The organism is Chryseobacterium sp. MYb264, assembly GCF_035974275.1.
GTDB lineage: Bacteria > Bacteroidota > Bacteroidia > Flavobacteriales > Weeksellaceae > Chryseobacterium.
Genome location: NZ_CP142422.1, coordinates 3568521 through 3590617 on the forward strand (window position 1 = coordinate 3568521; position 22097 = coordinate 3590617).

General features: G+C 36.6%; 13 protein-coding genes. 6 read left to right on the forward strand and 7 right to left on the reverse strand.

Annotated features, from left to right (window positions below):
• Positions 1 to 18: 18 nt before the first annotated feature.
• From VUJ46_RS15500 to VUJ46_RS15520, 5 genes are all read right to left on the reverse strand, one after another.
• A complete protein-coding gene (locus VUJ46_RS15500) occupies positions 19 to 2244 on the reverse strand; it encodes a TonB-dependent siderophore receptor (protein WP_326981636.1) in 2226 nt (741 codons plus the stop codon).
• Between the two features lie 25 nt (positions 2245 to 2269).
• Positions 2270 to 4423 carry a TonB-dependent siderophore receptor gene (locus VUJ46_RS15505; protein ID WP_326981637.1) on the reverse strand — a complete coding sequence of 718 codons (2154 nt, stop codon included), beginning with the start codon at positions 4421 to 4423 and terminating at the stop codon, positions 2270 to 2272.
• A 152-nt stretch (positions 4424 to 4575) separates the two neighbouring features.
• Positions 4576 to 7650 carry a preprotein translocase subunit SecA gene (secA, locus tag VUJ46_RS15510; RefSeq protein WP_326981638.1) on the reverse strand — a complete coding sequence of 1025 codons (3075 nt, stop codon included), beginning with the start codon at positions 7648 to 7650 and terminating at the stop codon, positions 4576 to 4578.
• A 94-nt stretch (positions 7651 to 7744) separates the two neighbouring features.
• Complete coding sequence (locus VUJ46_RS15515) at positions 7745 to 7966, reverse strand: DUF2795 domain-containing protein (protein ID WP_047399050.1); 222 nt, start codon at positions 7964 to 7966, stop codon at positions 7745 to 7747.
• A 140-nt stretch (positions 7967 to 8106) separates the two neighbouring features.
• On the reverse strand, positions 8107 to 9129 hold the full coding sequence (locus VUJ46_RS15520) for a GDP-mannose 4,6-dehydratase (protein WP_326981639.1): 1023 nt from the start codon (positions 9127 to 9129) through the stop codon (positions 8107 to 8109).
• A 161-nt stretch (positions 9130 to 9290) separates the two neighbouring features.
• Here VUJ46_RS15520 and VUJ46_RS15525 point away from each other — a divergent pair, with 161 nt between their 5' ends.
• Together VUJ46_RS15525 and VUJ46_RS15530 are read left to right on the forward strand one after the other, a co-directional pair.
• On the forward strand, positions 9291 to 10088 hold the full coding sequence (locus VUJ46_RS15525) for a DUF2797 domain-containing protein (RefSeq protein ID WP_326981640.1): 798 nt from the start codon (positions 9291 to 9293) through the stop codon (positions 10086 to 10088).
• Positions 10089 to 10124: 36 nt separating this feature from the next.
• Positions 10125 to 12779, forward strand: a complete 2655-nt coding sequence (locus VUJ46_RS15530; RefSeq protein ID WP_326981641.1) for a hypothetical protein — start codon at positions 10125 to 10127, stop codon at positions 12777 to 12779.
• Between the two features lie 22 nt (positions 12780 to 12801).
• On the opposite strand, the gene VUJ46_RS15535 is transcribed toward VUJ46_RS15530, so the two are convergent.
• Complete coding sequence (locus VUJ46_RS15535) at positions 12802 to 13152, reverse strand: hypothetical protein (RefSeq protein ID WP_326981642.1); 351 nt, start codon at positions 13150 to 13152, stop codon at positions 12802 to 12804.
• 116 nt (positions 13153 to 13268) lie between these two features.
• Positions 13269 to 14471 carry an NAD(P)/FAD-dependent oxidoreductase gene (locus tag VUJ46_RS15540; protein ID WP_326981643.1) on the reverse strand — a complete coding sequence of 401 codons (1203 nt, stop codon included), beginning with the start codon at positions 14469 to 14471 and terminating at the stop codon, positions 13269 to 13271.
• Positions 14472 to 14775: 304 nt separating this feature from the next.
• Here VUJ46_RS15540 and VUJ46_RS15545 point away from each other — a divergent pair, with 304 nt between their 5' ends.
• The 4 genes from VUJ46_RS15545 to VUJ46_RS15560 all read left to right on the forward strand — a co-directional run bounded on the left by VUJ46_RS15545 (position 14776) and on the right by VUJ46_RS15560 (position 22097).
• Positions 14776 to 15267: an acyl-CoA thioesterase gene (locus VUJ46_RS15545; protein ID WP_326981644.1), complete on the forward strand. Its 492-nt coding sequence runs from the start codon at positions 14776 to 14778 to the stop codon at positions 15265 to 15267.
• 81 nt (positions 15268 to 15348) lie between these two features.
• Positions 15349 to 16410, forward strand: a complete 1062-nt coding sequence (gene thiL, locus VUJ46_RS15550) for a thiamine-phosphate kinase (protein ID WP_326981645.1) — start codon at positions 15349 to 15351, stop codon at positions 16408 to 16410.
• Positions 16411 to 17869: 1459 nt separating this feature from the next.
• Positions 17870 to 20116: a S8 family serine peptidase gene (locus VUJ46_RS15555; RefSeq protein WP_326981646.1), complete on the forward strand. Its 2247-nt coding sequence runs from the start codon at positions 17870 to 17872 to the stop codon at positions 20114 to 20116.
• Positions 20117 to 20129: 13 nt separating this feature from the next.
• Complete coding sequence (locus tag VUJ46_RS15560) at positions 20130 to 22097, forward strand: T9SS type A sorting domain-containing protein (RefSeq protein ID WP_326981647.1); 1968 nt, start codon at positions 20130 to 20132, stop codon at positions 22095 to 22097.

A 22097-nucleotide genomic window follows, 5' to 3' on the forward strand; every position in this document is an offset into this window, starting at 1 on the left:
AGGTTAGCTTTTAATTATTTAAAATTTATATCCTATTGAAAGTCTGAAGTTTCTTGGAGCTTCTGCCTGGTAATAGTAGTAGCTTCCGTATGGAGAACCAGAGTATAAATATCTGTTGAATACATTAAATACATTCAGACCTACTCGGAATTTTGTATTTTCCCAAGAAGCACCCGCATCGAATTTTACATAATCACCCATATTTTGTTGGTTACCTGTATTAGCCCAATTCCAGCTGCTTCTTCCCGCAAGGTAAGTTCCTCCAAAGCTTAGCCCGAAACCTTCTAAAATATTATCTGTAAATGTATAGTTTAACCAACCGTTAGCCGTATGTTTTGCATAACCCGGAACTTTCATTCCTACTGGATTATTTACCGGATCATTAGATTCTGTTACTTTGTTCTCTGTAAATGCATAGTTGAAGATCACATTAAATCCTCTGGTGATCTCTCCTTTTAAATCAAATTCGACTCCCTGAACTCTGGTCTTACCCAGAAGAATTGAAAACGGTTCGCCTGGAGCGTTAGTTGGATCACTCACTGTAGCATTGTTTTTAATGATATTATATGCAGAGAAGGTCGTATTCCATTTTCCTCCGAACCAGTCTTTTTTCACCCCAATTTCCATATTGTTTCCGGTAATTGGCTTTACTGTGCTTCCATCTCTGAAAACAGCAGCCTGAGGAACAAATGACTGATCATATAAACCATAAACGGATAGATTTTCGTCAATAGAATAACTAATACCCACACGAGGCGTTATTTTGTCTGCTTCAGATTTCGTTCCGTAGTTTACTTCCTTAACGTTCGTATAACGAGCTGCTAATGTTACTCTTAAAGCATCATTGAAAAATCCTAATTCATCCTGCAAATATAGACCTGTATAATTTTGCTCAATAGAACTTCCAGATCCTGCTCTTACAGAAAGAGGAGTACTTTTGTCGAAAGGTTTATAAGTGCTTGAATTATTAGGACCATAGTACGCTCCAGTACCGTTGATATCATAATTATTTGTATTCAGATTATACCAATACCTGTAATCGGCAACTGTATTTCCTGGATCTGTTGCTGTTGGAGCTCTGTAATCTCCGTCAGCATTAAATTTATCAAGATTATATCCCTGAGACCAGTCCGCCATATATTTTTTGCTTCCCAAATCCAAGCCAGCTAAGATTTTATGAGAAACAACACCTGTTTTTACAGAACCGTTTAAGAAAACCTGACCAAATTTCATGGTATTATCGCCTTCCCAATATCCTAAACGACGGATCATATAGTTTCCTTCAAAACTGCTTGGCCAAAGGTTGCTTCCCATCGTGTATTCATTCACATACGTTAATTGGGAAGTCAGTTTCCAGTTTTCGTTGAATTTATGCTGTAAATTGATATTTACGGTATTATTGTCAACTTTCGTAGGTTCAATTCCCGGATCTGTTTGCGTATAGCTTTGAGGTCTCGTTGCATACCCGTCATAGCTGAAAACATAAGCAGAACCTACCTCTGACATTTTTGCCTTTTGGTAGATATATTCAGCTGTTAAAGTTGTTTTGTCAGTAAGATTTACTTTTAATGAAGGATTAATGATATATCTGTCATTGAATTCATAGTCTCTGAAACTGTTTCTGTTCTGAGCCATTAAGTTCAGTCTGAAAGCTACTTTATCCGTGATTTTAGAATCAATATCTGCCTCACCTCTGTACATATTGTAGCTTCCAAGTGTTACTCTTGCCGTTCCATTCAGCGCTTGCCCGGTTGGTTTTTTGGTAACAATATTATAAATACCACTTGGCTCTCCGTTTGACATTAAGAATCCTGATGGTCCTTTAATGAATTCGATATGATCTACGAAAGACATATCTTCACTTAGAGGTCCCCAGTTAGAGGTAACGTTTACCCCATTCATGAATGCTGCAGCTCTGGAACCTCTCATGTTTACTCTCGTATACATATCTCCCCAGTGCTCTAATCTCTGAGCTCCTGCCACGTTTCTCAAAACACCGTCGCTCAAAGTGGTTACCTGCTGATCTTCTAATGCCCTGGCTGTAATAATTGAAATATTTTGAGGTATTTTAATTAAAGCTTCGTCAAGTCGCATAGAAGAAGAACCTTCTTTTTCTACATATTTTTTGTAATATTTCCCGCTGACAACAACCTCTTCAATATTAGAAGATTTTACAGTATCTTTTTCTTGGGCAAAAGACAAAACGGTTGTAAGCAAAGCAGCACCAATGATAATTTTCTTCATGGGGTATAAGAGATATATTTAATTTTTAGAATTTATAAGCGATTGTTCCTAAGAAGTTGGCCAGTTTTTGCGGATTCGCTGTAGAATATCCTGTCCAATAATGCTCGTTGGTGAAATTATCAACCTTAACTCCGATTCTGAACTTCTTTGCATCGTAAAATGCATTGGCATTCAAAACGAAATATTTTGGTAAAATGAAATCTCCTGTTACATTATTATCACTCGCATAATTTCCTCCAAATCCGAAACCAAGACCTTTTATTTTTCCGTCAACAAATTGATATGCCAGGTTGAAATTTGCATTCCAGAAAGAACCTGCTGTTGTTGGTCTTAAACCTGTACCTTCATCCACGGTATCGTTGTAAGCCAAACCTCCGACTAAAGAGAAACCTTTTACTAAGTATGCATTAACTTCCAATTCAAAACCTTTACTCAATGTAGAAGCCGCCTGTTTTTGAACTGAAACAAAATTTGGGGCATATTCTCCGGTGTAAAGCAATTGGTTTTTCACTTTAATATTATAGTAAGAAACCGTTGCATTGAATCTGTTGTTGAATAAACTTGCTTTTAAACCTCCTTCAAACTGATTGCCTCTTTCAGCATCTGATAAAGTGGTATTTCCGGCTGTATCAGAAGTGTAATATCCGTTTGATTTGAATGAGTTTTGGTAATTTCCGAAAACTGAGAATTTATCTTTTACAATTTCGTAAACAATACCTGCTTTTGGAGAAAATGCAGACTGGTTGAATGCTTTCTCTGCATTTGGTCCAGCCATTCCTCCCAAGAAATCGTTGTTTTCATAACGAAGTCCTGCCATAATGTGCAAGTTCGCAATCGGAGTAAATAAGTTGGAAATATATCCTGAATAGGTATTCAAATCTCTTAAATAATCGTAAGTTGAAAATTTACCTGCATCTGCATACATTGCAGACAAAGCCGCGTTATTCATTCCTGAATAATCTGCACCTGAAGCTGCTACTGTATCAAAATTACCGTTCAGATATTTGTATTTCAATCGCTCTGTAGTTCTCATATAATCAAAACCAACAACCGTTTTGTTTTTCATTCCGTTGGAAAAATCATAATTAAAGTTGAAGTTTTGTTGAATTTGGAACCAAGATTTTTTGCTGCCATTGGTGGATTGATCTGCTCTTGCAACATTATAAGAAGAAGATGCAGCATCATAAGCAACCGAAAAATAAGGATTGTAACCGTCTGAATAAGAATCAGAATTATTAATATAAGTATTTGAGGTAATATTATCGTTGATTTTCCATTTTGCGTTTCCAAAAACATTGGAGTTTCTCGCCGTCATGTACAAATCATTTCCGGTGTAAGATTCTTTATAATTCAAGCCTGCCGCTTTTTCCAAATCTTTCATATTATCAATTCCGTTCAATGTTTTAGGAGAAAGATAGAAGAAGTAAGGGTTTGCCGTTACTCGGTTATCGAATAATTCATAATCAACATTCAACTGAACTTTGTCGGAAACATTCCAAGTCAAGCTCGGTGCAAATGTGGTGTATTGATTTTTCGCGTCGGTTTTTGTGAAGTTTCCTTCATTTGTATAGGCCGTATTTACACGGAAAAGTAAGTCTTTTGTAATGGGAGCATTAATATCTGCCGTTGTTCTGTACGTATTGTAACTTCCTGCAGAAGCTGAAACTGCACCAAAGAAGTGGGACTGTGGTTTTTTGGTAACTCTGTTAATAAGACCACCATAAGATGCTACTGTACTTCCGTAAAGCGTTCCCACAGGACCTTTTAGGAATTCTAATGTCTCCACATTTATGGCATCAATTGTAGAGGTAACGGGAGCCACTACACCATTTCTTGTAGAAGCCTGCGAAGGAAAACCTCTCAAAACGAAGAAAGAACCTCCATCTCCGGCTCTTCCTGTAGGGTTCCACATTTTCTGTAAACCTGTTACGTTTCTGTAGGCATCATCCACTGTAAAAATGTTTTCATTTTCTAAAATCCCTTTATCGATAGATGAATAAACTTGTGGATTTTCTATGAATTTCACTGGCATTTTGTTGGAAGATTCTGTATCTAGTTTTTTCACCATTCTATTGATGATCACTTCTTCTATATTTTTAGAATTAACAGTATCCTTTTTTTCCTGGGCAAAAGTGAGCATAGAACCCAACAAAGAGGCACAGATCAGTACATTTTTCATGAAAGTCAAATTTTCTGCAAATATATTGTTTTTAATTATTCTAAATTAGAAATGAAATTGATATTTATCATATAAATGTTATACAGTGAATAACAAAAAACCGCTCCAAGTAGTATTGAAGCGGTTTTATATGGTTTAAATTAATTTAAAACTTATGCAGGAATTTCTCCTTTATATAAGAATGAAATAATTTCTTTGTTTAATTTGTCGATCATTTCACTGAATAAGTGGAAAGATTCTTGTTTGTAAATCACCAACGGATCTTTCTGTTCGTAAACAGCACCTTGAGAGGATCTTCTTAAATCATCCATTTCACGAAGGTGAAGTTTCCAGTTTTCATCAATGATAGATAAAGTGATATTCTTTTCAAAATCATTAATTAAACTTTCACACTGCGTTTCGTAAGCTTCTTTAAGATCTGCCACGATAGTCATTGTTTTATGACCGTCTGTAAAAGGAACCTGAATCATTTTGAACATTGAACCTTGATTTTGATACACATTCTCAATAATAGGGAATGATTTCTCTTTCAATAAGTTCAGTTTCATATTGTAGTCTTCCTGAGCAGCTTTAAATAAAATATTCGTTAAATCCTGAACATTTTTATTGTTGAAGTCGTTTTGAGAAACAGGAGATTCCATCGTAAAAGTCTTGATGATCTCGTATTCAAAATCTTTATAGTTTCCTGTAGCTTTTCCTTTCGCAACGATAGAATTGGCAACATCAAAGATCATGTTTGTAATATCATACTTCAGGTGATCTCCGAACAAAGCGTTCTTTCTTCTCTTGTAGATTACGTCACGCTGTTTGTTCATTACGTCATCGTATTCAAGAAGTCTCTTTCTTGTTCCGAAGTTGTTTTCTTCTACTTTTTTCTGCGCTCTTTCGATAGATTTAGAGATCATAGAATGCTGAATTACTTCACCATCTTTATGCCCCATTCTGTCCATCATTTTAGCAATTCTTTCAGAACCGAATAAACGCATCAAATTATCTTCCAAAGAAACATAGAACTGAGAACTTCCCGGATCTCCCTGACGTCCCGCTCTACCTCTCAACTGTCTGTCAACACGTCTAGAATCGTGTCTTTCTGTACCAATAATCGCTAAACCTCCGGATTCTTTTACTTCTTTAGAAAGCTTAATATCCGTACCACGACCTGCCATGTTGGTTGCGATTGTAACCACTCCCGGCTGACCTGCTCCAGCGACGATTTCTGCTTCTTTTTTGTGAAGTTTCGCGTTAAGAACCTGGTGATTAATTTTTCTTAATTGAAGTGCTTTTGATAATAATTGAGAAATTTCAACTGAAGTTGTACCCACCAAAACAGGTCTTCCTGCAGCAGTTAATTTTTCAATTTCCTCGATTACAGCGTTATATTTTTCTCTGTTAGTTTTGAAAACTAAATCCTGTCTGTCATGTCTTAAAATCTGACGGTTGGTAGGAATGACCACTACGTCTAATTTGTAGATTTCCCAAAGCTCGCCCGCTTCTGTCTCTGCAGTACCCGTCATCCCCGCAAGCTTGTTGTACATACGGAAATAGTTCTGTAGTGTAACCGTTGCAAAAGTCTGAGTTGCCGCTTCGATTTTTACGTTTTCTTTTGCTTCGATCGCTTGGTGAAGACCGTCAGAATAACGTCTTCCTTCCATGATACGACCTGTTTGCTCGTCAACGATTTTTACTTCACCATCAATTACTACATATTCATCATCTTTTTCGAATAATGTATATGCTTTCAATAATTGACTCATCGTGTGAACTCTTTCAGATTTTTCAGCAAAATCAGAGAAAAGTCTTTCTTTAGCTTCGAATTCTTCTTCTTTAGATAAATTTTTAGCCTCCAATTCTGCGATTTCAGTTCCGATATCAGGAAGTACGAAGAAGTTGTTGTCTTCATTTCCTTGAGACATGTATTCAACCCCTTTATCTGTCAAGTCAACCTGATTGTTCTTCTCTTCGATGACGAAATAAAGATCTTTATCTACAATTGGCATGTCACGGTTGTTGTCCTGCATGTATTGAGCCTCAACTTTCTGAAGCAATGCACGGTTTCCGCTTTCCGATAAGAATTTAATTAATTGTCTGTTTTTAGGAAGACCTCTGTAAGCCTGAAGCAATTTGAATCCTCCTTCTTTTGTGTTTCCTGCACCGATTAGCTTTTTAGCTTCATTAAAGATTGCAGAAACTGTTTTTTTCTGAACTTCAACAATTCTGTCGATAGAAGGTTTTAGAACATCAAATTCCTGTCTGTCTCCTTGTGGAACTGGACCAGAAATAATCAAAGGTGTTCTTGCATCATCTACCAAAACAGAGTCAACCTCATCCACGATCGCAAAGTTGAGTTCTCTTTGTACCAGTTCTGAAGGTGAAGTTACCATGTTATCTCTCAAATAATCGAAACCGAATTCGTTATTTGTACCATAAGTAATGTCTGAATTGTATGCTTTTCTTCTTCCGTCTGAGTTCGGCTGGTGATTATCGATACAATCGATGCTCATTCCGTGGAATTGATATAATGGACCCATCCACGCCGAGTCTCTTTTTGCAAGGTAGTCATTCACCGTTACCACGTGAACTCCTCTTGCAGGAAGTGCATTTAAGAAAATTGGCAATGTTCCTACCAAAGTTTTACCTTCCCCGGTTGCCATCTCGGCAATTTTTCCGCTGTGAAGAATAATACCTCCGATAAACTGAACATCGTAATGCACCATATCCCAGTTTACGGGTGTTCCGGCAGCATCCCATGAGTTTTTCCAAACAGCCTGATCCCCCTGAATTTCCACGAAATCTTTACCCGCAGCCGCCAATTGTCTGTCCCAATCGCTTGCTTTGATTCTGATCTCACCATTCTGAGCCCATCTTCTTGCCGTTTCTTTTACTAAAGCAAATACTTCAGGAAGAATTTGAAGGAGTACTTTTTCTTCGATTTCGTAAGACTCTTTTTTAAGCCCCTCAATTTTCGTGAAAAGAGCTTCTTTTTCGTCTACGTTCTTAGAATTTTTTATCTGCTCCTGGATCTGTTCTATTTGAGCTGTGATTTTACTGGTTGCAGATTTAATATTTTCTTTAAACTCAGCAGTTTTCTCTCTTAAACCATCATCAGACAATTGCTGAATTCCCGGTTCAACAGCTTTGATTTTTGTTACAACTTTTTTTACTTCTTTTAGGTCCTGCGCTTTCTTGTCTCCCAAAAACCCTTTTAGAACTTTGTTTAAAAAACTCATAAATATTTGCTTTTGGCAATCTGCTTTTGGCGAATTGCCTTATTGTTAATTTAAAAATATTGGCCAATAGCGCTAAGCCATCAGCCAAGTGCTATTAATACTCGTCTTCGTTCCAAAGATAATCTTCGTCCGTAGGATAGTCACTCCAGATTTCGTCGATTGCATCATAGATTTCTCCTTCATCTTCGATCGCCTGAAGATTTTCTACCACTTCCATTGGTGCACCAGTTCTGATCGCATAGTCGATAAGTTCAGACTTTGTCATTGGCCAAGGTGCGTCACTTAAGTAAGAAGCTAATTCTAATGTCCAGTACATAATTTTCTAATTTTTTGCAAAAGTATAAAAATAGCTTATATTATATGCTTTTTTACACCTGATTTTCAATTCTTTTTATTAATTTTTGTTCATCGTACGCCACAGGAAGCATTATCACTGCGCTGCAGACCTACTCGATGTCATTTTCTCAAAAACCATTCCACAAATTTTTTTATGCCATTTTGGAAGTTGGTGTCAGGTTTATAGCCAATTAATGTCTTAGCTTTGGTAATATCGGCATTGGTTTTCAGGACATCGCCGGGCTGCATTGGCAGATTTTTTCTAATGGCAGATTTTCCTAGAGTATTTTCTATGGTAGAAAGCATTTCATTTAAATTAATAACCTGGCTTTCTCCTAAATTAATGATTTCATAAACATTGGAATTATTTTCCAGATATTGGATCGATTTCGTAATTCCGTCAATAATATCATCAATATAGGTATAATCTCTGGCCGTTGTTCCGTCACCATAGAAAGGGATTTCCTGGTTTTCAGAGATTAATTTTGTGAATTTGTGAATCGCAAGATCAGGTCTTTGTCTCGGTCCGTACACTGTGAAGAACCTAAGCTGGATCATATCAATTTTATATAAATCATGATAAACATGACCTAAAATTTCACCACATTTTTTGGTAGCAGCGTACGGTGAAATAGGATTGTCTACATTATCTGTTTCTGCAAACGGAATTTTTTCGTTGTTTCCGTAAACACTTGAAGATGATGCACAAACGAATTTTTTAATACCAAAATCTTTGCTCAGCTCCCAAAGGTTCATCGTTCCGCGGACATTTACTTCTTCATATTCCAAAGGTCTTTCAATGGAAGGCCGAACGCCGGCAAGCGCTGCAAGATGAATAATTAAATCAATCTTATGATTTTTAAATATTTGTTCTAGCCCTTTTTTATCACGGATGTCCTGATAATACAAAGTGTAATTCTCTGATGCTGAAATTGAAATCAGTTGATGGATATCATCTACTTTATCAGAAAATTCAAAATCCGAATTTTTTCCAATTGATTCTAAAGTATTCTTAATTTTTACCTGATAATTATAGAAATCATCAAAATTGTCAACGTTTATGACAGAATGTCCTTTTTTTAATAATTGTTCTACTAAGTGAGAACCAATAAATCCGCTTCCTCCTGTTACAAGATAAATCATTCGTGATTTTTTAGTAATACAAAAATATACATTTACTTTTTGAAAATATAATCTTACATTTGAATTAATATATAAAAGATGGAATATTGGCATTGCTCCTTAGCATTCGCCTCAGTTTTTCTTCGTCTTTAACCTTTATTTTTTAATCAAGTATCTATTTTATGCAGTTTCAAGGGCAAATTTTAAAAATGACGAGCTTCAATGATGAGCCGATTCAATATTATCTTAATCTTTCAGGTGATCTTATTCATATGAATGAGCTTTTGGGAAAAGAATTAACGATAAAACACACAGGTTTTCAATGTGTAAATTGCGGTGAAAATAAACCTATTTACAGAATGGGATTTTGTAAAAGCTGCTTTTTTGAAAGCCCTTATGCAAGTGATACCATTATTCGTCCTGAACTTTCTACGGCGCATTTGGGAATTGCAGAGCGTGATCTTGAGGTTGAAAAGCAAATCCAGCTGCAGCCGCACACCGTGTATTTGGCCTATACGGGAGATGTAAAAGTTGGGGTGACGAGAAATACACAGATTCCTACACGATGGATCGATCAGGGCGCCACTTTCGCTTTACCTATTGCTAGAACAGAGAATCGGTATGAAGCCGGAATGATAGAAGTTGCCTTAAAAGAACATCTGGCTGATAAAACCAACTGGAGAAAAATGCTTCAGGATGATTTTGAAGATGAAGTAGATCTGGCAGATTTTCAACAAAAAATAAAAGAATATTTTCCGGAAGATTTCCAGCAGTTCTACAGTGAAGGCGAAGAACTCTGGAGGTTCGATTATCCTTATGAAAAACCTGAAAAAGTAAGTTCTTTTACTTTGGATAAAAAACCGGAATTTACCGGGAAGTTAACAGGTATTAAAGGACAGTATCTGCAATTCGATGGTAGTAATTTTATTAATGTAAGAGGACATGAAGGGTATGTGATTGAGTTTAATGTAAAAAATTAATCTTATATTTAATATAAATTAAACCAAATCGCAAAAATGAAAAAATGGGTTAAAAAAATTTTAATCGGTTTTGCCGGCTTATTAGGAATTCTGTTGCTGGCAAACTTCGGACTGAATATTTGGCTCAAGACCCAGCTCCCCAATTACATCAAGAACAATACAGATTATAAAGTCTCTTACAAAACGTTGGAGGTGGATCTGATTTCAGGAAATATCTTGGCTTCCGCAATCAGTGTCAACAGTAAGAATCCTCAGAATGTCAACGTTATTGGTTTGCAGGGGACGATTGATACATTAAAGATCAGCCGTTTTGGAATTTATGATGCTGTTTTTAATAAGCGGATCAGTTCTACCGATCTGCGATTGGTGAAACCTCATTTAAATATTATTTTAGCAAAACCTGCTGATGCCAAAAGTGCTAAAAAAACCAATCCTGTTTTATTTGAAAATATCAGAATAACAGAAGGAACAATCACCATTTTTAAGCCCACAAAACAGGAATTTCTCTCGGTTCAGCAGCTGAATTTATTTGTTGAAAATCTTCAGATGACAGAAGAATCTGTAGAGGAAAAACTTCCTGTGGTTTTTGATAAATACGATATTCAGGGGGAAAACTTTTTCTTTCGGCCGGATAATATATATGCTGTAACGGTTCATTCAATAAAAACTACCAACGGACAAGTTGTGATTGATAATTTCAAGCTGACGCCGTTGCTGACCTTAGATCAGTTTAAAAGATTTTATCCTAAAAAAACAAAACTTTTTCAGTTTCATGTTCAGAAAATGGAGTTTAAGGATATTGTACTGGAAAAAAATAAAGTTTCCCTTACGAATGCCAATTTCGAAAATCCGCTGATAACCGTTTATAATACGAATGCTGTTCCTGAAAAAAAATCTTCAAAACCATTGAATTTTGAGGTGAACTTAGATCAGGTAAAACTTAACAATGCGGTTGTTCAGATGGTGAAACCGAGCGGGGATAAAATGTTATTTGCGAAGGATCTGGATCTTGTCATTAATCAGTTAACATTTGATAAAGAAACATCTTCACAGGTGATTCCCGTAGGATATAAAAGTTTTCAGTTTTCAGGGAAAGAGATTTTATATTCTAATCAACAGAATTTCAATATTGGAAGCGTGACTTTAAATCCTAAAAGGGGAGAATTGCGAAATATTTCTGTAACTCCGGACGTCGATGATCCGGGAAAAAAAGCAAGTGGTTTAAAGGTAAATCTGGCCGCTTTTAATATCAATAGCCTTGAATTCATCGATAAAAAATTAAATCTTGATATCAAAGATGTTTTGGTGGACAACGCCAATGGAATTATCAAAGCGGGAGAAAACAAAATCAAGAAAACACCGAAAGAAAATGTGATTAATTCTATTTTGGTGCGAAAAGTTTCTTTAAAAAATTCAAATATTACTTACGACAAAGGAAGTGAACCCTTGGTATTTAATGATTTAAATGCAACAATTAATGATGTTGACATTCAACCTAGGCCCAATAATCATGGGCATACCATCAACGTAAAAGACTATTTTCTGACGACGAAAAATTTTGCTTACAAAACAAAGTTCTATAATTTGAGTGTCGGACTTTTAACGCTTAATAAACATAAAGTTCAGATCGATCAATTTGCGATGAAGCCTCTCGTTTCGAGAGCTCAGTTTATCAAAATGATCCCTGTGGAAAGAGATTTATATGATTTAAAAGCAAACCGGATTTCGGCAGACGGAAACTGGGAACTTTTTTCGCAAAATAAGTTTATTAATGCTACAAATGTGACCATTGAGTCTGCAGATGCGAATATTTTCCGGAGCAAGATCCCGAATGACGATCCCAAGGAAAAACCTTTGTATTCCCGAATGTTACGCTCTATAAAAATTCCTTTGTTTGTTAATACTCTGAACCTGAAAAACTCGATTTTGGTTTATGAGGAAGATACGCCTAAAAGTGCGGGACCAGGGAAACTGACATTCAGTAATTTTAATATGAATGTTAAAAATTTAAATTCTGCCAAGACGAAAGGAAAACCTACGCGTGTTGACATAAAAATCAATTGTTCATTTATGGATCAGGCGCCACTGTCTGTTAACTGGAATTTTGACGTGGCAAACACCAGCGATGTTTTTAATATTTCGGGGAGGGCTGCCAATCTTCCTGCAGCGGAAATTAATCCTTTTATTCGTCCGTATTTACACGTGACGGCAACAGGAACCATTCAGGAGATGCTTTTTAATTTTAAAGGAAATCCTAAAGGTCTGAACGGAACTTTTGCGCTTAAACATAAGGATCTGAAAGTGGCGATTCTGGATAAAAATAATCGGGAGAAAAAAGGTTTTCTGACGGCTGTTGCCAATCTGCTCGTGAAATCTGATTCCGGAGGGCTGCCTCAATCTGTAACGGTTGAAGATGTGGAAAGAGATCCTACAAAATCATTCTTTAATCTTTTCTGGAAGGGAATTGAACAGGGATTGAAACAGACCCTTATTGGTATCAATGTTGATAAAACCAAGAAAAAGGTTGAGAATACGGTTGCTGCGGTGAAGGATATGAAGCAGTCTGTAAATGAATTGAAGCAGGAGATAAAGACTAAAAAAGATCAGCCAAAACCCGTTGAAGAGGAAAAAGAAAAGAAAGGTTTTCTGAAAGGTATATTTAAGAATAAAGAAAAATCCGAAACAGAATAAGTTTCGGATTTTCTATATGTTTTTAGAAATTATATTCTTCACTGTCTTCCACAGGGATGTCTCTTAAAAATGTATCAAAATCCTCACCGGGATAATTGCTGTCTGCGCCGTACGAATCGATGATCATTCCAATATTTCCTGCGGTGTCTTTCAACAAATATAAAACTGCGTTATCATCGGGATTACTGTCTCCTTCAAAACGGTAGGTCTTTAAAATAGTCAACTCGGAAGGCTTATAATTTTTTTCTGAATTTTCGAATTTCATTTCGCAATTTTCGTTCATTCTGAATTCTCTGTGAATGCCTCTTTCCCGTAGTTTTTCCATGACCTGACTGAGCGTCGTCATCCGATCTGTATTTTCTTGATTTTCCATAATACTTTTTTCTAAATATCTGCAATAATTAAACCATAGATATTGAGTATCTTCGGACAGGCTGATGATCAATCCTGTCTCCATGAGATGATGGAGAAAATCTGCAGCATATTGTTTTATTTCGAATTCAGATCCTGTGCAATAAGCCATGCCTCACTCCAGCATGCCTGAAAATTAAAACCGCCGGTTACCGCATCAATATTCAGAACCTCTCCCGCAATATAAAAGTTCGGTAAAATTTTCGAAGTCATGTTTTTAAAGTTAATTTCCTTTAAATCTACCCCTCCCGCAGTTACAAATTCATCTTTAAAAGTAGATTTTCCGGTGACTTGAAATTTCTTTTTGCATACATTCTCTAGAATGGTCTGCATTTCTTTTCCGGAAATCTGTGCGACCTGTTTGTTTAAATCAACTTTTGAAACGTCTAAAATTCTCTGCCAAAAACGATTCGTAAGCTCAAAAATTTTCGATTGTCCTATCGTTTTCTTCGGATTCGATTGTTTGAAGTTCTGAAATAATTCTTCCGCTTCGTCAATATCTTTTGAAATAAAATTAACCTCAATTTCAAAATTATATTTCATTTTTGCCAAACTGATCGCTTCCCAGGCAGAAATTTTCAGAATAGCGGGGCCTGAAAGCCCCCAATGCGTAATCATCATCGGTCCGCTTTCCTCAGTTTTGAGTTTTGGAATCGAAGTTTCAGCCATTTCAAAACTTGTTCCGGCAATGTCTTTTAATAAATCGTCTTTAATATTAAAGGTAAAAAGCGAAGGAACTAAATCGATAATTTTATGACCTAAATTTTCAACCATCTTCAGTGATTTCGGAGAACTTCCGGTGGTATAGATCACAAAATCAGCTTCAAAATCGCCTAAACTTGTTTTTACAAGATATTTTTCATCAGACTTTTCGATTTCTTTTACCGAACATTTTGTTTTGACTTCAACATTTTTCTTTTGAATTTCACTTAAAAAAGTATTGATAATCGTTTGCGAAGAGTTGCTTTCCGGAAAAACTCGGTTGTCATTTTCTATTTTTAATGAAACGTTCCGCTGATCGAACCAATCCATCGTATCGCCAGGCTGAAATTTGGTGAAAACACTTAACAGCTCCTTGTTTCCTCGAGGATAAAACTGCACCAGCTCTTTCGGATCAAAACAGGCATGAGTCACGTTGCAACGACCGCCTCCTGAAATTTTTACTTTCTGAAGAACATCTGAATTTTGTTCGAGAATGGTAATTTTATATTGGGTTTCGTCCAGGTTGGATGCACAGAAAAAGCCCGCTGCACCACCTCCGATAATGATAATTTGTTTCATAATACTTTTAATCTTATGCGCAAGATTATTTTTGCAAAACTACAATTTTTATAAACCATCTTATTTAAGTAATTTTGAGGAAAATAATTTTTTAATAAAATATCGAATAATTATTAACTGCAAAAGTTTTTTTAAGTTGCCTTTTAACAGTAAAAAAGAACATATTGGTTTTTGAAAATCTTTGATTTTCTTTTTATCTGAACTTCTATGCGATTTATTTTAACTTATCTGTTCTGAAGTGTTAAAAGCTTCTGTGACTTTTGTGGTGAAGAAATGTAAAGTTCATTAGTAAAACAAAATTTAAATGATATTCTACCATAAATTCGAAGTTCGTTGGAGCGATTTGGATGCCAACAAACATTTAGCAAATTCATCTTATGTTCAATATTGTGCCCAGACGAGAATGGCTTTTATGAAGCTTGAAAAGATGGGGGTAACCCAAATGAGCCGTTGGGGAATCGGTCCGGTGATTATGCACGAAAGATTTTCTTTTTTCAAGGAAATTTTTGCAGATCAGACGGTGATTGTAAGTCTTGAGGTTGATGCTTGTGCAGACGATTGTTCAATTTACCGTTTCGTTCACAAATTTTATACGCCCGAAGGAGAACACTGTGCCACTTCTGAAGCAACGGGAGTTTGGATCGATACGATGTTGAGAAAAATGACAACTCCGCCGGATGATGTGGTAGAAGCCATCAACAAATATAAAACGCCGAATACTGTGATGTTGACGAGGGAGGACTTCAAAAAATTACCTTTCCGTCCGGAAAATATTGATCCGTCAGTATTCAATTAAAATGGTTTTAAGTGTCATGTTTTGAGTTTAAAGTTCAGGCATTACTCATTACCAATTATTCATTACTTATAATTAAATAATATGTTTGAAGATAAAGAACAGGAATTAACACCGATTTCAAAACTGGGAGAATTTGGGTTAATTAAACATTTAACAGAGCATTTTCCTTTGGCCAACGCCTCTTCAGAGCTTGGAGTGGGAGATGATGCAGCGGTTATCAATCCTGGAAATAAAAAAGTTGTCGTAACGACCGATGTGTTGGCAGAAGGTGTGCATTTCAATTTGGGCTATGTTCCGTTGAAGCATTTGGGGTATAAGGCAGTTGTGGTAAATCTTAGTGATATTGCGGCAATGAATGCGACTCCGACTCAGATTTTAGTTTCTCTGGCGGTTTCCAATCGCTTTCCAGTTGAGGCGCTGGAAGAAATTTATTCCGGAATTCAGGCTGCTTGCGGAAGATATAAGGTGGACTTAATCGGGGGAGATACCACGAGTTCCAACGCTGGTCTTGTGATGAGCATCACCGCAATCGGGATTGAGAATGAAGAAAATATTGTCAAAAGAAGTACGGCCAAACCCAATGATTTACTCGTGGTGACAGGGGATTTGGGTGGCGCTTATATGGGACTTCAGATCCTGGAGAGAGAACATGCCGTTTTCCTTGCCGATCCGAATATGCAGCCCGAAATGGAAGGGTATGATTATATTTTGGAAAGACAACTGAAACCGGAAGCAAGAACCGATGTGAAAGGAATTTTAGAACAGCTGGATATCAAACCAACTTCCATGATTGATATTTCAGACGGTCTGGCTTCTGAAATTCTACACCTTTCTGATCAATCGAATGTTGGATTCAGATTGTATGAAGAGAAAGTTCCCTTGGATAGTCTGACGATTTCTACGGCAGATGAAATGAATCTAAATCCTGTGGTGACGGCTCTTAGTGGGGGAGAAGATTATGAATTATTGTTTACCATCGCCTCCGATGACTTTGATAAAATTAAAAATCATCCGGATTTTACCATTATTGGTCATGCCGTTGAAAAAGAAGAGGGAAATTTTATGGTGGCAAGAGGCTCTAATCAGTTGATCGCTTTGACGGCGCAGGGTTGGGATGCTTTTTTAGGAAATAGCCAGGCGTAAAAAGACAAATTGATATAGAAAAAACCACTGCTAAAACAGTGGTTTTTGTATTTTACAGAATTCTCTCTTGTGGAAAGCAGTCTCTTCCCCTTCGGCAATGCATTTGCACTTTATTAAGAGTAATTCTTATTTTCAAGGGTTCTCTATCAGTCGTTATGAGCCTGAAACCATCCTATGATACTATCAGGTTCCACATGATAAGCTGTTGTACACTTTAAAGAATATTTATGATGATAGTTAATACCATTTTATATTTGAAATTTCCTTTAGAGGCTGTTTAAATTTTATTGCCAAAAATTTTTATAGCTATTTTGAGATGGATTTTTTGCTTCGTGTTTGCAGATTTAGCGGGCTAAATCAAAAATAGGAAGTGAAAAATATGCTCAAAAGAGCATCAAAATTGAGCAAAGATCAACTTCATTAAGGATAATAAATAAAACGGTAAAATTTTAAACAGGCTCTTACATTATTTAGCCCCTGCGTGATTATAATATCATTGAATACGTATTCGTCGGGCTTCACCCGAAGCTGCTGATATTTAAATCCTTTGGGGTTTATGAAGGTAAATTCAAAAAGAAAACAGTATAAATGGATCCCTTGCCTCTTTTTAGGCGTATTTTTTACTTCCTCCCCCTGAGTTCAGTCAATAAAATATTCTACTCGGTCAATAGGGACGGCTGAAGTTTACGCTATTGGTGTGTGCTAATTATAATATAATCAATGTCTTAAATTATTTTTTAAATAGAGCTCAGGTTCCTGTTCTTGATCTGGTCTTTCAAATACGAAGTAAAAATCCATTTCAAAAATAACCGGCAAATACTATATAAAATGTAAACACGCTCTCAATAAAAACCGGAATCATTATTTTTTGTGGCCTGGTTATCTCTATTTTTATTATACAGAAAGAACATATCAATATTAATCTGTTTGGTGTTAAGGAGAGAATAATATTAGAAAAACGTAAATATTTGATTAAAAAAAAGAATTTTTATGATTTTGTATATTTAAAATTTTCAGTTGAATGTGGTTGGTTTGATTTGGTTTTAATGTTTTGATAATCAGTGGTTAAAAATATGTTTTAAAAATATTTTGTTGTTTTATAAAAAAGTATATCTTTGTGAAAACTCAAAAATAAAAAACAAATATGATGAAAAAAGCTCTTCTCTCTGATCCTGATTTTCACTAGGAACAATCCATTAATTTTTGAAGGAAATATTTTTTATTTCTGAAGACTTTTCAATTTAGATTACTGAATATGACAGATATTCGGGTGCTATCTTATTAGATAAACACAAATAGTATGTAGGGAAACAGATGTTGTTTTTCGGGCTTACTGTTTACTATCCTGGTTTCCGGAAAATACTCTTAAGCAGCTGTATGTTCATTCCAGTCGTTTATAGTGCTGTTTTGCAATTGACCCTTGTATAGTCAGATAAATTATTTTAAAACACAAACATTTATGCAAAAAAATTATAAGAAGTCTTTGATAGCGGCTTCTGTTTTTTTCTTCCTGTCATCTTATGCACAAGAGAAAGACTCCGTTCAAGATATAAATACGGCAAAGGAGCTGTTATCTTTTAAAAACCGAATAGATCGATATGCACAATATCAGAAAGAGGAGGTTCAGAGACTTAAAAGGATGGGATACAGGGAATTTATCTCTGAAAATGATCATCAAAAACAGCTTATAGGAGCCGATGACCAGGGATACCCTCAGTACTACACGACCTTAAATGCCGGAGCGGCAAAGATGACAAAAGCCGACAATCTTTATCTTGGGGGAGGGTTAGGTCTTACTATATCCGGGCAAAATATGCTGATTGGTCAGTGGGATTATGCTAAACCAAGAATAACACACGACCTCTTAAAAGGAAAAATAAACCTCTACAATCATTTACAAAACTCCGATATTTCACGACATAGTACTTATATAGCCGGAACATTAGCGGGGAGTAACGGAGAGCATGAGGCAAGGGGGATTGCTTATGGTGCAAGGATTAATGCCTACGACTGGGTGAATGATGTTGCTGAAATGCTTGCCGAAGCCTATGTACCTGGAAATAAAGGAATCCTTGTCGCGAATAATAGCTATGGTTTTGATCCTATTTATCTGCAGTCTTATCAATTTGGGAAATACAACAATACAGCTAGAGATTGGGATAATTTAATGTTTGTAAAACCTTATCTTCAGGTGGTAAAAGCGGCAGGTAATGCCCGTGAAATGGATCCGGCGATAGTTCCTCAGGTCGCGGCAAAAAATGGGTATGATCTTCTGGAAGGTGCGGGCATTGCCAAAAATGTTCTGGTAGTGGGTTCTGCAAAAAAGAATACCCAAATGAATTCAGATGAGGCTTTTGATGTTTCAGCATTCAGCAGTTTTGGTCCTACGGATGACGGTAGAATAAAGCCGGATATTTGTGCTCCCGGAGAAAATATGTACTCGTCGATAGAAACCTACGACGGTGCGTATGGAATCTATCGCGGAACCTCAGCGGCAGCAGCTGTTGTTTCCGGTATAATTGCCCTTCTTCAGCAATATTATCAATCTGTGAGTCCAACGAAGAGCTATATGCTTTCGTCTACTGTTCGGGCATTATTGGCTCATACAGCAAATGATAAGGGAACCGAAGGTCCGGATTATATCTATGGGTGGGGACTCGCAGATGCAAAAAGAGCATCGTCTGCCATCTACAATAATATTGAGGGAACCGTAAATGGGGAAAAAAAGACGACACTTATAAAAGAAATCACGCTTAATCAGGGAACTCAATATACATTATATGTGGTCCCATATGAAACGAGCCAGCCATTATCAGTCACCATTTCATGGACGGATCCTCAAGGAAATCCTGTAAGTAATGTGGTTGATCTCAACACTCCCAATGTGATTAATGATCTTGATCTGAAGATTGTAAAAATAAATTCTAATGGCACCGAAAACACGTATTATCCTTGGAAACTGGGAGGAATGAATAATCTTACTGCGGCAGCTACCAGAAATTCGACCAACGATGTAGACACGATTGAAAGGGTAGATATTAAAAATCCTCAGAAAGTCACCTATAAAATCATTGTTTCTCCAAAAACCAGCGCTACACCGTTGCTTCCCAATGGAAAACAGACGTTTTCAATCGTGGTTTCCAATGTTGATTTCTGTTATAAAGATGATTTGGTGACCCTCACCAGTCCTTCCAACGATATTAATTCCAGCCAGACGATTTTCGCAAAAGAGATTGTGGCGAGTAACAAAATTATAGCGCCCGTTCAGAATGTCAATTATCTCGCTTCAAGAAGCATCCTCCTGAAACCGGGGTTTGAAGCCCAATTAAATACAGGATTTATAGCGATGATAACGCCTTGTTTTGATGTTATTTCTGCCTTAAAATATAAGGCGCAGAAGAGAGTGAACCCAGAAGATGAGTTGCCAGCAACGGGAGAGACTGTTTCCTCATCGGGCTTTACCTTGTTTCCGAATCCTGCAAAAGAAGAAGTGAATATAAAATTTTCGTTAAAAAAAGACTCAGATATCAAAATATCGATCTATGACTTTTCCGGTAAGCTGATCAAGACCGATCAAAGCTCCGGTAAGTTCCCAAAAGGGGAATTCTTAAAAACCATTGATACAAGATCTCTTCAGCAGGGAATTTATCTGGTTTCCGTAGAAATATCGGAATATAAAGAGACCAAAAAACTAATCATAAAATAAAATAACAAACAGTATGAAAAGCATTGTCTCAATTTTTTGGGTATTGATCATGGGGATGATGAATGCCCAATCTCCGGGTGGAGTAGGTGGAGTGAGTGTTTGGTATAAAACAAACTCAGGACATTCTCCTGCTTTAACCTATCCGGATTATAGTGGGAATAAGCATCAGATTCAGGCTTTGGCTTCTGCCAATAAACCTTCCTATTCCTTACTCAATTATAATGAATGTCTTGAGTTTGACGGAGCTGATGATTATCTGAAATTTCCGTATGTCATTGAAACGGCGGATAAAATAAATTTTTTTACCGCCTATCAGAATAAAAATGCACATTCAGAGAGTGCGCTATTTACCACTGAAGCGACGGATGAAAAAGAATTGTTTTACGGAACAAAAAATATATTTCGATATAACAATGAGCAGATTAATTATATTAGTACCCATGTCATTGATACTTTAGCTTCATTCAGTTTATATTCCAAATTCGGGATGCCTTCGGGACGTATTACCGAGGTTATTGGAAATACGGGGCTTTCGTCTCTGCTTATCGGAAAGGACTCCGGAACTCATCAATGGCAGAATTTTAAAGGAAAATTACCGGAATTTTTTATTTATAAGAAAATGCTGACCCTTAACGAGAGGAATAGGGTCAATTCTTATCTGGCGATCAAATATGCTGTGACCATGCCGTACACAGAATATATAAGCTCGAAAAATAAAACGATCTGGAGGCATGAGGATTTTTCCGAGTATCCGAGCAATATTGCGGGGATTGGCAGAGATGATTATTCTGCTCTTTATCAGAAGCAGGCCACAAGCTCGTCGGAACAAAAAAGGCTGATCATTGCCGCCAAAAAGCTTGCTGTAGATAACAAATCTAATGATGCGCAGCTTCCTGAGCATACTTTTTTGGTTTGGGGTGATAATAAAAAACCGTTAGAGCTGGATCAGGAAACGTTTGGTTACAGACTGTTAAAAAGAAAATGGAAAACAAGGCTGACGACAGAAAGCGCCCATACGGTTTCGACAGAGGTCGTTTTTTCGGTTAAGGATTTATCGATAACCATTCCGTCAGATAAAAAGCTATGGCTTCTTATCGACAGAACGGGGAAGGGAGATTTCAGTGCTTCCCATATTGATGCTTATCCGATGGAAGGTATTGATAATCATGAGAATGTCTATTTCAAAGATATCGTTTTTGATAAAGATCTTTCGGGGACGGATGTCTTCTCATTTGCGGTAGGAGATCCTATTTTATCACTTTATGATATAAGGCAGCCCAGCTGTGTGAATACGAAAGGGATGCTTCAGCTGAATATTAAAGGAGGAAAGGCTCCTTTTACGGTGCATCTTACAGGTTCCGGAGCGAATCAAAATTTTACAGCTCAGACTTCGCAGATATCTTTTCCCAATTTGGCTATCGGAAATTATCATTTACAAATTCTGGATTCACAGAATCATACGAGTAATTATGATTTTAATATTAATGATTTTAATACCATTAGCCTGGATCTTGGAGAGGATGTGATCCTCTCATCAGGAAATTCGGCTCATTTTAATGCAGGAACTCATATTACAGATCCGAAAGCCACTTATAAATGGACCTCTGATAATGGTTTTGTGAGCAGCTCATCAAAAATTTCCGTAGATCAGCCCGGTGAATATACCGTTGTTGTTACGACGTCCGACGGATGTGTGAAAAAGGATTCCGTAAGGGTGATGAGGAAGAAGGAAAAAGGAATTGTCATTTATCCAAATCCTGTTTCTAAAGAAGATCCTTTTACCATAAGAATCATTTCAGACAAAAAAGAAAATATAGACATCAAAATACATGATGGCTCGGGAAGACTCGTAAAAACGATTCAGGATAAAGGAAATGATCATTATGAAATAAAAGAAACCCTTTCTGTGGAAGGTGTGTATTTGATTATCGTAAAAACAACTTCGGAAATAAAAGTCTTTAAACTGATTGTAAAAGGTTAA